11 protein-coding genes are annotated in these 12,077 nt (G+C 67.5%); 10 read left to right on the forward strand and 1 reads right to left on the reverse strand.

What is annotated here, in order from left to right; genetic code table 11:
- Nucleotides 1-341 (forward strand): hypothetical protein (locus tag JHC36_RS09610; RefSeq protein WP_287918561.1); only part of this gene is annotated, 341 nt, incomplete at its 5' end.
- A 49-nt stretch (nt 342-390) separates the two neighbouring features.
- Here the strand turns inward: JHC36_RS09610 and JHC36_RS09615 are convergent.
- Nucleotides 391-969 carry an HD domain-containing protein gene (locus tag JHC36_RS09615; protein WP_287918563.1) on the reverse strand — a complete coding sequence of 193 codons (579 nt, stop codon included), beginning with the start codon at nt 967-969 and terminating at the stop codon, nt 391-393.
- Between the two features lie 114 nt (nt 970-1,083).
- Between JHC36_RS09615 and JHC36_RS09620 the strand changes: the two genes are divergently transcribed.
- From JHC36_RS09620 to JHC36_RS09660, 9 genes are all read left to right on the forward strand, one after another.
- Nucleotides 1,084-2,082, forward strand: coding sequence for a putative 2-aminoethylphosphonate ABC transporter substrate-binding protein (locus JHC36_RS09620; RefSeq protein WP_287918611.1), 999 nt, complete (start codon nt 1,084-1,086; stop codon nt 2,080-2,082).
- Between the two features lie 32 nt (nt 2,083-2,114).
- Nucleotides 2,115-3,260, forward strand: a complete 1,146-nt coding sequence (locus JHC36_RS09625; RefSeq protein WP_503007032.1) for an ABC transporter ATP-binding protein — start codon at nt 2,115-2,117, stop codon at nt 3,258-3,260.
- Nucleotide 3,261: 1 nt separating this feature from the next.
- Nucleotides 3,262-5,034 carry a putative 2-aminoethylphosphonate ABC transporter permease subunit gene (locus JHC36_RS09630; protein WP_503007033.1) on the forward strand — a complete coding sequence of 591 codons (1,773 nt, stop codon included), beginning with the start codon at nt 3,262-3,264 and terminating at the stop codon, nt 5,032-5,034.
- A complete protein-coding gene (locus tag JHC36_RS09635; RefSeq protein ID WP_287918565.1) occupies nt 5,031-6,152 on the forward strand; it encodes a TIGR03364 family FAD-dependent oxidoreductase in 1,122 nt (373 codons plus the stop codon). Before JHC36_RS09630 ends, JHC36_RS09635 begins: the two co-directional genes overlap by 4 nt.
- Nucleotides 6,153-6,206: 54 nt before the next feature.
- A complete protein-coding gene (gene phnX, locus JHC36_RS09640) occupies nt 6,207-7,034 on the forward strand; it encodes a phosphonoacetaldehyde hydrolase (protein WP_287918566.1) in 828 nt (275 codons plus the stop codon).
- 104 nt (nt 7,035-7,138) lie between these two features.
- Complete coding sequence (locus tag JHC36_RS09645) at nt 7,139-7,921, forward strand: NUDIX domain-containing protein (RefSeq protein ID WP_287918567.1); 783 nt, start codon at nt 7,139-7,141, stop codon at nt 7,919-7,921.
- Nucleotides 7,922-8,025: 104 nt separating this feature from the next.
- Nucleotides 8,026-9,426 (forward strand): DNA repair protein RadA, encoded by a 1,401-nt coding sequence (gene radA, locus JHC36_RS09650; RefSeq protein ID WP_287918569.1) that lies wholly within the window; start codon nt 8,026-8,028, stop codon nt 9,424-9,426.
- Nucleotides 9,427-9,487: 61 nt separating this feature from the next.
- Nucleotides 9,488-11,563, forward strand: a complete 2,076-nt coding sequence (locus JHC36_RS09655) for an ATP-dependent helicase (protein ID WP_287918571.1) — start codon at nt 9,488-9,490, stop codon at nt 11,561-11,563.
- Nucleotides 11,560-12,048, forward strand: coding sequence for a hypothetical protein (locus tag JHC36_RS09660; RefSeq protein WP_287918573.1), 489 nt, complete (start codon nt 11,560-11,562; stop codon nt 12,046-12,048). Before JHC36_RS09655 ends, JHC36_RS09660 begins: the two co-directional genes overlap by 4 nt.
- Nucleotides 12,049-12,077 lie beyond the last annotated feature (29 nt).

Raw genomic sequence — 12,077 nt, forward strand, 5'->3', positions numbered from 1 at the left:
GCCCCAACATCATGCGAGCCATCAAAGAAGCCCGAAAGTTCATCGAACGCAACCCGACCGAGCCCGCGGCCAAAACGCTGGCGCAACTGGTGCTGGCGCTCGAAAAAGAGGCCGACTTCCCCCTCACCGACCTCTACAGCGCACTCGACCACGACCAGTTCCGGCTGGCGCTGCGCATCCTCGAAGAGTGGCGGCTCGACCGCTACTACCTCGGCAAAGCCCGCTTGTTCGAGGTGTCGATGCTGGCCCACGGCATGGGCAAAGACACGCCCGCAGAAGCCGCTACAGAGCCGGCGAGCGCAGCGCCGGCCGAAGCGCAGAAACCCGCGAAAAAGAGCTGATCCAGGCTCGAATCCGCCCTGCGAGAGGGCGTGGATTCATTTTTCGCGCTCAAGCGTCCGGTCGAGCACATACCCGGACCGTCGGCCAAAACGCGTCCAAGGTTGGCGTGACTCGACCCGGTCGCTTGGCCGCATCATCCCAGCGGCGCAAAGCCAGCGCCTCTGCCGCATGGGGTTGAAGGGCGAAGGCGGCGATTGCCGCTGCGTCGAAAGCGCCGCCCTGCAACGCGAGGCTGCGGCGCGAATCCTCTGACAATGCGCGCCAATACCGCGAATCTGCGGCCAGGGCACGCTTCGCCGCCACATGGAGCCGGACCGGCTCCGTCACGTCCGACCCAAACCAGCGCGACAGCAACTCGGCCGCACGCACCTCGTGCCGGTCGTCGATGCCCTCCAGCGAGGGGGTTCCGCGTATCCCATCGAGCAGATGCCCGATGTCGTGCAGCAGCGCTGCGGTCATGAGCGCCGCAGGCGCGCCCGCGCGCTGCGCGAGTGCCGCGCATTGCAGCGCATGTTCCAGATGATTCACCGGCTCGCCCGTGTACTGGGCATGTCCGCGGGCAAGGAGCAGCAGGCGCAGTTCCTCGAGCTGCATGGGAATCCAGGTTTGGGCGTCTGTGGGTGTCATGACGCTGTCACTGTGCCATCGAAGAATGACCGGTTGATGAACCCACTTCCACCGACTTCGAAGGAGCCTCCAGTCATGAAAACGCGCACTTTTCTTCGCCATGCCGCCGCGGGGATGCTCGCGGCCGCAGCCCTCTTGCCCGGCTTCGGCTTCGCGCAGGCGAAGACAGAGCTTCTGGTCTACACCGCACTCGAAGCCGACCAGATCAAAGCCTACCAAGAGGCCTTTCAGAAAGACCATCCTGAAATCGAACTCAAGTTCGTGCGCGACTCCACCGGGATCGTGACCGCCAAGCTGCTCGCCGAAAAGGCCCAACCGCGTGCCGACGTGGTCTGGGGACTCGCCGCCACCTCCTTGATGCTGCTCGACAAGGAAAAGATGCTCATGCCCTACGCGCCCAAGGGAGTCGAGGCGCTCAAGCCACACATGTACGACTCCAATCGGCCACCGCACTGGGTCGGCATGGATCTGTGGTCCTCGGCCATGTGTTTCAACACCGTGGAAGCTGGCAAGAAAAACCTGCCCAAGCCCACCAGCTGGGCTGACCTGACCAACCCAGTTTACAAAGGGCAAATCACCATGCCGCACCCGGCCAGTTCGGGTACGGGCTACCTGATGGTGTCGGCATGGCTGCAGATGATGGGCGAGCAAAAGGGCTGGGAGTACATGGATGCACTGCACCAGAACATCGGCGTCTACACCCACTCGGGCAGCAAGCCCTGCAAACAGGCCGGCGCCGGTGAATATGCACTCGGCCTGAGCTTCGAATACCGCGCGAACAAGACCAAAAAAGAGGGCGCCCCGATCGACATCGTGCTGCCGCGCGAAGGCCTCGGTTGGGATATGGAAGCCACGGCGATCCTGGCGGCAACGAAAAAGCCCGAAGCGGCCAAAGTGCTGGCCGATTGGGCCGCCTCACGCACGGCCAACGAGCTCTATGCCAAGAACTTCGCCGTGGTAGCCAGGCCAGGAGTGCAAGGCAAACTCGAATTCATCGAGGGCGATGTCGAGAAGCAGCTGGCCCGCAACGACTTTGCATGGGCTGCTGCGAACCGCGAGCGCATCCTCACCGAGTGGTCGCGCCGTTACGAAGGAAAGGCCGAGAAGCGCTGAGTCTCGCGGCATTGCTCTCCACCATCATGCGCATGGATGCTCATGCGATGGCGGGCGCCAGCGCCGCCGCGGCCGCTGCCGGCAACGCGCCTGCGCTGCTTCAAATTCGCGGCCTGAGCAAGCGCTACGGCCGCAGTCTGGTCGTCGACGCGGTCGATCTCGACATTGGGGAGCGCGAGTTCGTCTGCCTGCTCGGACCCTCGGGCTGCGGCAAGACGACCTTGCTGCGCATGCTCTGCGGCATCGAGCCCGTCAGCACAGGGCAGGTGCTGCTGCATGGCCGCGACATCACGCACGTGCCGCCAGCAGCGCGCGGATTTGGTGTGGTGTTCCAAAGCTATGCCCTGTTCCCCAACCTGACCGCGCTCGAGAATGTCGCCTATGGCTTGCGCGGCCTCGACCGGGCGCACCGGCGCGCACGCGCCGAGGAGATGCTCGAGCTCGTCGGCCTGGCTGGGTACGCCGAGCGATTTCCGGCGCAACTCTCCGGCGGGCAGCAGCAGCGCGTCGCGCTGGCCCGTGCACTCGCACCCAACCCAGGACTGCTGCTGCTCGACGAGCCGCTATCCGCGCTCGATGCCCAAGTCCGGCAGACCCTGCGCGCGGAGATCCGACGCATCCAGCGCACCCTGCGCATCCCGGTGGTCATGGTCACGCACGACCAGGATGAGGCGCTTTCCATGGCCGACCGTATCGTGCTGATGGAAGCGGGCCGGGTCAATCAACAAGCCACGCCCGCAGACCTGTATGTCCGGCCTGCCAACAGCTTTGCCGCACGCTTCATCGGCCGCATCAACCTCTGGCCGGTGACGCTGCTCACAGCCACGCAGGCACAGTGTGGCGAAGCCCGGCTGCAGCTGGCCGACGGCGGTGAACGGCCTGCTGGCAGCCGCGCCCTGCTGGGCATACGCCCCGAGCACGTGGAACTGTTGCCCTGGGACCCTGCGCGTGCGCGATGCCCCTCGCCGGAGCCGCTGCCGCCGAACCACTGGACCGGGCGAATTGAAAGCGTCACCTTTTGCGGGCCCCATCTTGCCGTTCGGGTCGGTGTGGCCGAATTGGGCTTGCAGCTCGATGTCGAATGCCCGACGCCTGCCGACGGACGTTGCTCCTGGCAGAACGGCGCGCTCTGCACCGTGCATCTGCCCGCGGCGGCGCTGCGCGTGCTGCCCGCCTGAGATGTGCATCGTGGACGCCTCGGACATACGCACGCCTTCGGCCTTTCTCGTGCCGCCTGCCGCCCGAGTCGAGCCGATGCTGCAAACCGGCCTCGCCCTGGTGCTGCTGATCGCCGGCTTGGCCTGTATCGCGCTGCCGGTTGCGAGCTTGCTCATGCGCAGTCTCTTCGACGCGCACGGACTATGGGTGGGCTTGGACAACTTTCGGCTTTGGTTGCAAACACCCAACCTCATCGATGCGACTTGGCGGAGCTTGCGCGTCGCTGCGGTGAGTGCGGCGCTCACGGTCCTGCTGGCTTATGGCTATGCCTATGCACTCACGATGACGCGGATGCCGGCTCAGCCACTGTTTCGGGCGCTGGCGCTGGTGCCGCTGCTCGCACCTTCCCTGCTGATGGCGATTAGTTTGGTCTACCTGTTTGGCAACCAGGGGCTGCTCAAGAGCTGGGTGGGTGGGCCCATCTACGGCGAGCGCGGCATCGTGCTCGGCTCGGTGCTTTGGACCTTCCCGCATGCTCTGCTGCTACTGACGACGACCTTGGCCATGCTGGACGCACGGCTGATCGACGCCGCACGCACGCTGGGGGCTACACCCTGGCGCATCTTTACGACGGTGGTATTGCCGGCCTCTCGGTACGGGCTGCTGATGGCCTTTGTCGTGGTGTTCGTGCTGGTGATCACCGACTTCGGCGTGCCCAAGGTGATCGGCGGGCAGGATGGCGTGCTCGCGACCGAGCTCTACAAGCAAGTGGTTGGGCAGCAGAACTTCGCCCTGGGGGCCGTGGTCAGCGTGATGTTGTTGCTGCCGGCGCTCGGCGCCTACTGGGTGGAACGCCACTTGCGTGCGCGGCAAAGCGCTGCGCTGGGCGCGCGCTCGGTCGCGTACCGGGCGCAGCCCGCTCCGCTGCGCGACCGCCTGTTCCTCGCCTATTGCAGCCTCGTCGGGCTGGCTCTGCTTGGCATGATCGCCGTGGCCGTCTTCGCGTCGCTCGCGACGTACTGGCCCTATGACCTGCGTCCGAGCTTCAAGCACTACGACTTCGACAACATGGATGGTGGCGGCTGGGTCAGCTATGGCAACTCGCTGCGCATGGCGCTTGCCGTCGCCATTTGGGGTAGTGCAGCGGCCTTCTTGACCGCCTGGACGGTCGAGAAAGCCCAAAGTGCGCGACTGCTGCGCGAAGGCGTCAATTTGCTGGCGACGGTTCCATTGGCGGTTCCAGGCCTGGCACTCGGACTGGGCTACGTGTTGTTCTTTAACGCGCCTGGAAACCCACTCGGCGGCATCTACGGCAGTTTGACCATCTTGGTGCTGAGCACGGTCGCCCACTACTTTTCCGTGCCCCATTTGACCTTGCTCTCGGCCCTGCGGCAGTTGGATCGCGAGTTCGATGCCGTCGCGGCGTCGATGGGTGTCCCTTTTTGGCGCACCTTGTGGCGCGTGCATGGACCGGTGTGCATTCCGGCCTTGATCGAGGTTGCAGGGTACTTTTTCGTCAACTCGATGACGACGGTCTCGGCGGTGGTGTTCCTCTATGCCCCGGCCACCCAATTGGCGTCGGTGGCGATGCTCAACATGGACGACGCGGGCGACATTGCCAGTGCTGCGGCGATGGCGGTGCTGATCTTCGCCACTGCGGCGGCGGTGCGGGCCATGTTCTGGCTGCTGCATCGCGGTGCCGTGGCCTACACCCAGCGCTGGCGTGCGCCAAACACCGCGGCAACCCGCGCGGCGGCGCCCGCTGACATTCCTGCGCCCTCTGCACAGTCATGACTTCTTTGCACTACGATCTGATCGTCGTTGGCGCCGGCATCGTCGGCCTCGCCCATGCACTCGAGGGGGCTCGGCGGGGGCTGCGCGTGGCCGTGGTCGACCGGCACGCCCAGTGCGTCGGTGCCTCGGTGCGCAACTTTGGCTTCGTGACCGTCACCGGACAGGGCGCAGGCGACACCTACCGCCGGGCTCGCGCTAGCCGCGAAGTCTGGGCCGAGGTCGCGCCGCAAGCAGGCATTCGGATCGAGCACCGCGGCTTGTGGCTGCTCGCGCGCGAGCCCGAAGCCTTGCCGGTGCTCGAGGCTTTCCTGAACACAGAAATGGGCGAGGACTGCCGTCTCTGTCGGCCGGCCGAAGCCGCGGCTGAGGCGCCCTGGCTGCGTACCGAACAGGCGCTCGCGGCGCTCTGGAGCCCGCACGAGCTGCGCGTCGAATCCCGTCAAGCGATCCCGATGCTGACGGCTTGGCTTCGGGGAGCACACGGCGTGCACTTCTACTGGGAGGAGGAGGCGCTGGAAGTGGCGCCGCCGCAGGTGCGCACCAGTGCACGCCTGCTTCATGCCGAACGCGTGGTGCTGTGCCCCGGGACGGAGCTTGGCGGGGTCGCCGCCCCGTGGCTGCGCGCACGCGGACTGTCCCTCGTCCGGCTGCAGATGCTTCGGGTGCGCGCAGAGACCGGCTTTCGCCTCGGCAGTGCGGTGATGAATGAGCTGAGCTTGGTGCGCTACCGCGGCTATTGCGAACTGCCCCAAGCAGCTGCCTTGCGCGAGGCGCTGCAACAGAGCGCCGCCGACTGCCTCGCGCACGGCGTGCACCTGATCGCGGTGCAAAGTGCCGATGGCACGCTCGTGGTGGGTGACTCGCACCACGCTGAAACCAGCGAATGCCCGTTTGCCAGCGAGGCGGTCGATGGCTTGATCCTCGCGCAGCTGCGATCGAGCCTACGGCTGCAGCGCCTGGAGGTCGTGGAGCGCTGGATCGGCCACTACCCGAGCGGGACGCAAGCCGATTGCTTGATCCTCGCGCCCGAGCCGGGCCTGCGGGTCGTGGTGGTGTCCAGCGGCACCGGCGCCAGCACGGCTTTTGGCATCGCTCAGGATGTGTTCGCCGCATGGTGAAGTCCGCCGCAGCTGCTGGTATCGCTCCACATCCATCATCAAAGAGATCTGAACATGAGCTTTCGATTCCTCAAGGCCGTGGTGTTCGACTGGGCCGGCACGGTTGTCGATTTCGGCAGCGTTGCGCCTATGGACGCCTTCGTCGCTCTCTTTGAAAGCGAAGGCTTGCCGCTGACGGTGGCTGAGGCCCGAGGCCCCATGGGCCTGCCAAAGTGGTCACACATCGAGGCGCTGCTGTCGCTGCCGCACGTGGCGACTGCATGGGCGCAACACCATGGCCGCGCCGCCACGGCGGCTGACGTCGACCGCTTGCTCGCGCGCTTCGAGCCGATGAACCTCGCCTCGATCGCCACGCACTCAGCCCTGGTGCCCGGAGCGGCCGAGACGGTTGCGGCCATCCGCGCGGCCGGCTTGCGCGTGGGCTCGACCACTGGCTACACCCGCCCCATCATGGACGTGCTGCAGCCACTGGCTGCCAGCCAAGGTTTCGCGCCCGAGCATGTGGTTTGCGCGGGCGACCTGCTCGACAGTCGCCCCAGTCCATTGGGTCTTTATGCGAACATGGTGGCGCTTGGCGTGTGGCCGGCCCACGCGGTCGTGAAGGTGGACGACACCGTCCCGGGCCTGCTCGAGGGCTCGAACGCCGGGAGCTGGACCGTGGCCGTGCTCGCCAGCGGCAATGCCTGCGGGCTGCAGGCGGAGCAATGGGTGGCACTGTCGGAGCCCGAGCGCGCGGCACACCGTGCGCAGGCGCAGCGGAATCTTGCGGCCGCCGAGCCGGACTTCTGCATCGACACCGTGGCCGATCTGCTGCCTGTGCTACGCGAGATCGATGCGCGGCTGGCACAGGGCGGGCGGCCGCGCGCGGGGGCCGTGCGGTGATGGTGGCCCTCGCACCGCATGCGCCCGGCATCGGCCGTATGCGCCCAGGCAGAGGCGCAGCTGTCCGCCCCTCATCGGACACCGACCCGATCCCTCTCGCTGCGGTGCTCGATCGTCTGAACGCCGCACCTCTGCGCCCGCGTGAGGCGCTGCTGTTGCGCGGAAAGCCCGTGGGCTCGGTCGAGGTCGGGCTGTTCGAGCAACTCATCGGGGTGCTACCGGCCGACTTTCCGCTCTGGCGCATGAAGGCCGCGTGGAACCTCGACGGCGACGACACGGACCTCGCCACCCTGGCGGACACGCTGCGCGCGCAAGGGCTGTGCGGACCCTGGCGCCAGGAATTTCTGGCCGTGCGCGATGCGAGGGGACAGCGCCTGGGTCGCATCGAGCGTGGCACGGCACGCGTGCTGGGTTTGCCCACGCAGGCTGTCCACCTGATCGGCCGCACCCAAGCAGGGGATATCTGGGTGCAGCAGCGCGCACACACCAAAGCCGAAGACCCCGGGCTGTGGGATACGCTCGTCGGCGGTCTGGTGGCCGATGGCGAGACCGCGCTCGAAGCGCTCGCTCGGGAGACCAAGGAGGAGGCCGGGCTCGCACTCGCCGAGCTCGGGCCGCTGCACCGCGGCCCGTCGCTGCAGGTTCGCTGCCCGACCCGCGACGCAAGCGGTCGCGGCTGGCGAGACGAACAGCTCGACGCCCTCATCGCCACCGTGCCCGAGCGCCTCCAGCCGGTGAACCGCGACGGCGAAGTGGCTGCCTTTGCGCTCCTGTGCCCGACCGAACTGCGGCATTGGCTGCTCGCCGGGCGCTTCACCGCCGATGCGACCGCCCTGCTCGGGCTGACGATCTTTCCCGAACGCTCTCTTTGTCATCGCTTGACCTGAGGCATTGGCGCTGGGGTGGGCGGGAAAAAGGTGTTCGAGGACGTTTCAGCGCATCGGGCGCCCCGCACGACGGGACCGGTCCTGCCCAGTGGTAGGCTCGGCCCATGGCCAAGGACAAGACGATTTACACCTGCAGCGAATGCGGCGGCAGCAGCCCGAAGTGGCTGGGCAAGTGCCCGCATTGTGGCGCGTGGAACACGCTGATCGAATCGGTGGCCGAAGCCGCAGCACCGGCGAAGAACCGCTTTGCGGCGCTCGCGCCGAGCGCGCAGCTCATGCCTTTGGCGGCGATCGAAGCGGCGGAAGTGGCGCGCACGCCCACCGGCCACGAGGAACTCGACCGCGTGCTCGGCGGCGGCATGGTCGAAGGCGCGGTGGTGCTCATCGGCGGCGACCCGGGCATCGGCAAATCGACGCTGCTGCTGCAGGCGCTCGATGCGCTGCAGCGCGGTGGCCTGCGCACGCTCTACGTCACCGGCGAGGAAAGCGGCGCGCAGGTGGCGCTGCGCGCGCGGCGGCTGGGCATCGAGGGCTCGCAGGTGGCGGTGCTGGCCGAAACGTCGCTGGAGAGCATCCTTGCCACGCTCGAAGCCGAGCGGCCCGCGGTGGCGGTGATCGACTCGATCCAGACGGTGTATTCCGAGCAACTGAGTTCAGCGCCGGGTTCGGTGGCGCAGGTGCGCGAGTGCGCGGCGCACCTCACGCGCTTTGCCAAGGCTTCGGGCGTGGACGGCAGCGGCGGCACCGCGATCGTACTCGTCGGCCATGTGACCAAGGAAGGCGCACTGGCCGGCCCGCGCGTGCTCGAGCACATGGTGGACACGGTGCTGTATTTCGAGGGCGACACGCACAGCAGCTTCCGGCTGGTGCGCGCGATCAAAAACCGCTTTGGCGCCGTCAACGAAATCGGCGTTTTCGCCATGACGGACAAAGGGCTCAAAGGGGTGAGCAACCCGAGCGCGATCTTCCTCTCGCAGCACGCCGAGCCGGTCGCCGGCAGCTGCGTGATGGTGACGCTCGAGGGCACGCGGCCGCTGTTGGTGGAAATCCAGGCGCTGGTCGATGGCGGCGGCCCGAGCCCGCGGCGGCTCTCAGTCGGCCTCGAGCGCGACCGGCTCGCGATGCTGCTCGCGGTGCTGCACCGGCACGCGGGCGTGGCCTGCGCCGACCAGGATGTGTTCGTCAACGCGGTCGGCGGCGTGCGCATCAGCGAACCCGCAGCCGACCTGGCGGTGATGCTGGCCATCACCTCCAGCCTGCGCGGCAAGCCGCTGCCCAAAGGCTTTCTGGCCTTTGGCGAGGTGGGCCTCGCGGGCGAGGTGCGGCCCGCGCCGCGCGGTCAGGAGCGGCTGCGCGAGGCGGCCAAGCTCGGCTTTTCGGTCGCGGTCGTGCCCAAAGCCAACGCGCCCAAGCGGCGGGATGCTGCCTTCGAAGGCCTCACCATCCACCCGGTCGAGCGCGTGGATGAAGCCATGGCGCTGGTGCGCTCGCTGGGGCCGGGCTGAAGGCGGCGCGCGCCGGTATGATCCGCAGCCCCGCACCGCCCGCCCCTGGACTGCCGCCCGGATGAAAGACCGCCTCAACCCCGCCCAACAACAGGCCGTGGACCACATCCACGGGCCTTGCCTGGTGCTTGCGGGGGCGGGTTCGGGCAAGACGCGGGTCATCACGCACAAGATCGCGCGGCTGATCCGCGCGGAGCTCGAGCCGCAGCGCATCGCAGCCATCACCTTCACCAATAAGGCGGCGGCCGAGATGCGCGAGCGCGCGGGCGCGCTCATCGGGCGCGAGGCGAAAAAGGTGCTGGTGTGCACCTTTCACGCGCTGGGGGTGCGCATCCTGCGCGAAGACGGCGCAGCGCTGGGGCTCAAGCCACAGTTCAGCATCCTCGACGCCGACGATGTGGTGGGCATCCTCAAAGATTGCGGCGGCACGACCGACACGGCCACCGCGCGGCGCTGGGCCTGGGGCATCAGCCGCTGGAAGAACGAAGGACTGAACGCACAGCACGCCTTGCAAAAGGCTTCTGACGAGAGTGAGCGCCAACTGGCGCTTTTGATGGCGCGCTACGAGGAGCGGCTGGCCGCCTACCAGAGCATCGATTTCGACGACCTGATCGGCTGGCCGCTCAAGCTGCTGCGCGAGCACGCGACGGTGCGACAGAAATGGCAGGCGGCGCTGGGTCATGTGCTGGTGGACGAATACCAGGACACGAACGCGAGCCAGTACGAGCTGCTCAAGCTGCTGGTGGGCCACCCCGAACGGGCCGACGCTCGTTTCACCGCCGTGGGCGACGACGACCAGAGCATCTACGGCTGGCGCGGCGCAACGCTGGACAACCTCAAGAAGCTGCCGCAGGACTTTCCCGCGCTCAAGGTCATCAAGCTCGAACAGAACTACCGCTCGACCAGCGCGATCCTGCGCGCGGCCAACCACGTCATCGGCCCCAACCCCAAGCTGTTTCCGAAGACGCTGTATTCCGAGCTGGGCGAGGGCGAACCGGTGCGCGTGGTCGATGCCGACACCGAGGAGCATGAGGCCGAGCGGGCGGTGGCGCGCATCCTCTCGCTGCGCGAAACCTCGCCGCACCGCGACTGGCGCGACTTCGCCATCCTCTACCGCGCCAACCACATGGCCAAGCCTTTCGAAAAGGCGCTGCGCCGCGCGAATATTCCGTACAAGGTGTCGGGCGGCACGAGCTTTTTCGACCGCGCCGAAATCCGCGACCTGTGCGCCTGGTTCCGCCTGTGGGCCAACGAGGACGACGACCCCGCCTTTCTGCGCGCGGCCACGACACCGAAGCGCGGCATCGGCCACCAGACGCTCGCCACCCTGGGCGAGTTCGCCAGCCGCTACCGGCTGAGCCTGTTTGGCGCGCTGTTTTCGGGCAGCCTGGCCAGCGTGCTGTCGCCGCGCACGGTCGCCACGCTGCACGACTTCGGCCGCACCGTCAACGAGCTGCAGTACCGCGCGCGCCACACGGTCGGGGCCGAAGCCGCGCGGCGTTTCCTCGACGACTGGCTGCAGGCCATCGGCTACGAGCGCTACCTCTACGACAGCGAGGACAGCGAGGCGGTCGCCGCGGCGCGCTGGGGCAACGTCATCGACTTCTGCGACTGGATGGCCAAGCGCTGCGGCGGCGAAATCGACGACGAGGCCGGCGTGCACCTGGCCAGCGAAGCCAAGTCGGTGCTGGAGGTGGCGCAGACCCTGGCGCTCATCTCCACGCTCTCCGAGCGCGAGCAGGACCGCGACGTGGTCACGCTCTCGACCCTGCACGCGGCCAAGGGCCTGGAGTGGCCGCATGTGCAGCTCGTCGGCGTCAACGAAGGGCTGCTGCCCTTCAAACCCGGCGACGCCGCCGAGGCCGAGCCCGACAGCGCCGCCGCGCTCGACCACGCCCAACGCTTGCAGGAAGAACGCCGCCTCATGTATGTGGGCATCACGCGCGCGCAACGCACGCTCACCGTGAGCTACACGCGCCGACGCAAGAAAGGCCGCGAGAGCGTACCCGTGGCGCCCAGCCGCTTCATCGCCGAAATGGCGCTCGACGCGAAGACCTCGCGCGAGGACCCGCGTGAGAAACTCAAAGCCTTGCGCGCCGAGTTCGCGCGCCGCGCCCAAGCGAGCCAAACGCCATGAATGCGCTCTACAAACGCCTGCGAATTGCTACGTTCTTAATAGCTATATCGCTCGATTTCACGCTGGCATACGGCCAAAATCAGCCTCAACCCGGCCCCGATGACGCCGCAGCCGCCTGCGCCGACCCCCGGGCGCTGAGCGCCGCGCATTTTTACGGCCGCTGGGATGTCTATTGGCTCGACGCCCCCGGCGCGCAAGCCCCGGCGACGCCCGCGGCCGAGTTGCGCCTCGGGCCCAACCCGGAGCACCCCGACAGCGTGCGCGGCACGCTGCACGCCGGCGGCGAAACCGCCTGGATCGCGGGCGACGTCGACGAGGACGGCGACTTTGCGCTCGAGCAATCCGCCGACGGAACCCACATCGACGCCACCTGGATCGGCCCCTTCACCGAGGGCAGCTGCGCGCACGAAGCCCGCGGCATCTGGACCCGCGCGGCCGACGGCCTCCAGCGTCCGTACCTGCTGCGTCAGCGGCGCGCCTGGTAGACGTCAACGCGCAACGCACCCACGGCCCC

It is taken from the genome of Tibeticola sp. (assembly GCF_022759015.1).
GTDB classification, from domain to species: Bacteria; Pseudomonadota; Gammaproteobacteria; order Burkholderiales; family Burkholderiaceae_C; genus Tibeticola; species Tibeticola sediminis.

Bases quoted from the DNA above. Each gene is read 5' to 3' on its own strand.
- JHC36_RS09625 (WP_503007032.1), top strand. From the start codon at position 2,115: ATGGATGCTCATGCGATGGCGGGCGCCAGCGCCGCCGCGGCCGCTGCC.
- phnX (WP_287918566.1), top strand. From the start codon at position 6,207: ATGAGCTTTCGATTCCTCAAGGCCGTGGTGTTCGACTGGGCCGGCACG.
- JHC36_RS09630 (WP_503007033.1), top strand. From the start codon at position 3,262: ATGTGCATCGTGGACGCCTCGGACATACGCACGCCTTCGGCCTTTCTC.
- JHC36_RS09660 (WP_287918573.1), top strand. From the start codon at position 11,560: ATGAATGCGCTCTACAAACGCCTGCGAATTGCTACGTTCTTAATAGCT.
- JHC36_RS09655 (WP_287918571.1), top strand. From the start codon at position 9,488: ATGAAAGACCGCCTCAACCCCGCCCAACAACAGGCCGTGGACCACATC.
- radA (WP_287918569.1), top strand. From the start codon at position 8,026: ATGGCCAAGGACAAGACGATTTACACCTGCAGCGAATGCGGCGGCAGC.
- JHC36_RS09620 (WP_287918611.1), top strand. From the start codon at position 1,084: ATGCTCGCGGCCGCAGCCCTCTTGCCCGGCTTCGGCTTCGCGCAGGCG.
- JHC36_RS09635 (WP_287918565.1), top strand. From the start codon at position 5,031: ATGACTTCTTTGCACTACGATCTGATCGTCGTTGGCGCCGGCATCGTC.
- JHC36_RS09615 (WP_287918563.1), bottom strand. From the start codon at position 969: ATGACACCCACAGACGCCCAAACCTGGATTCCCATGCAGCTCGAGGAA.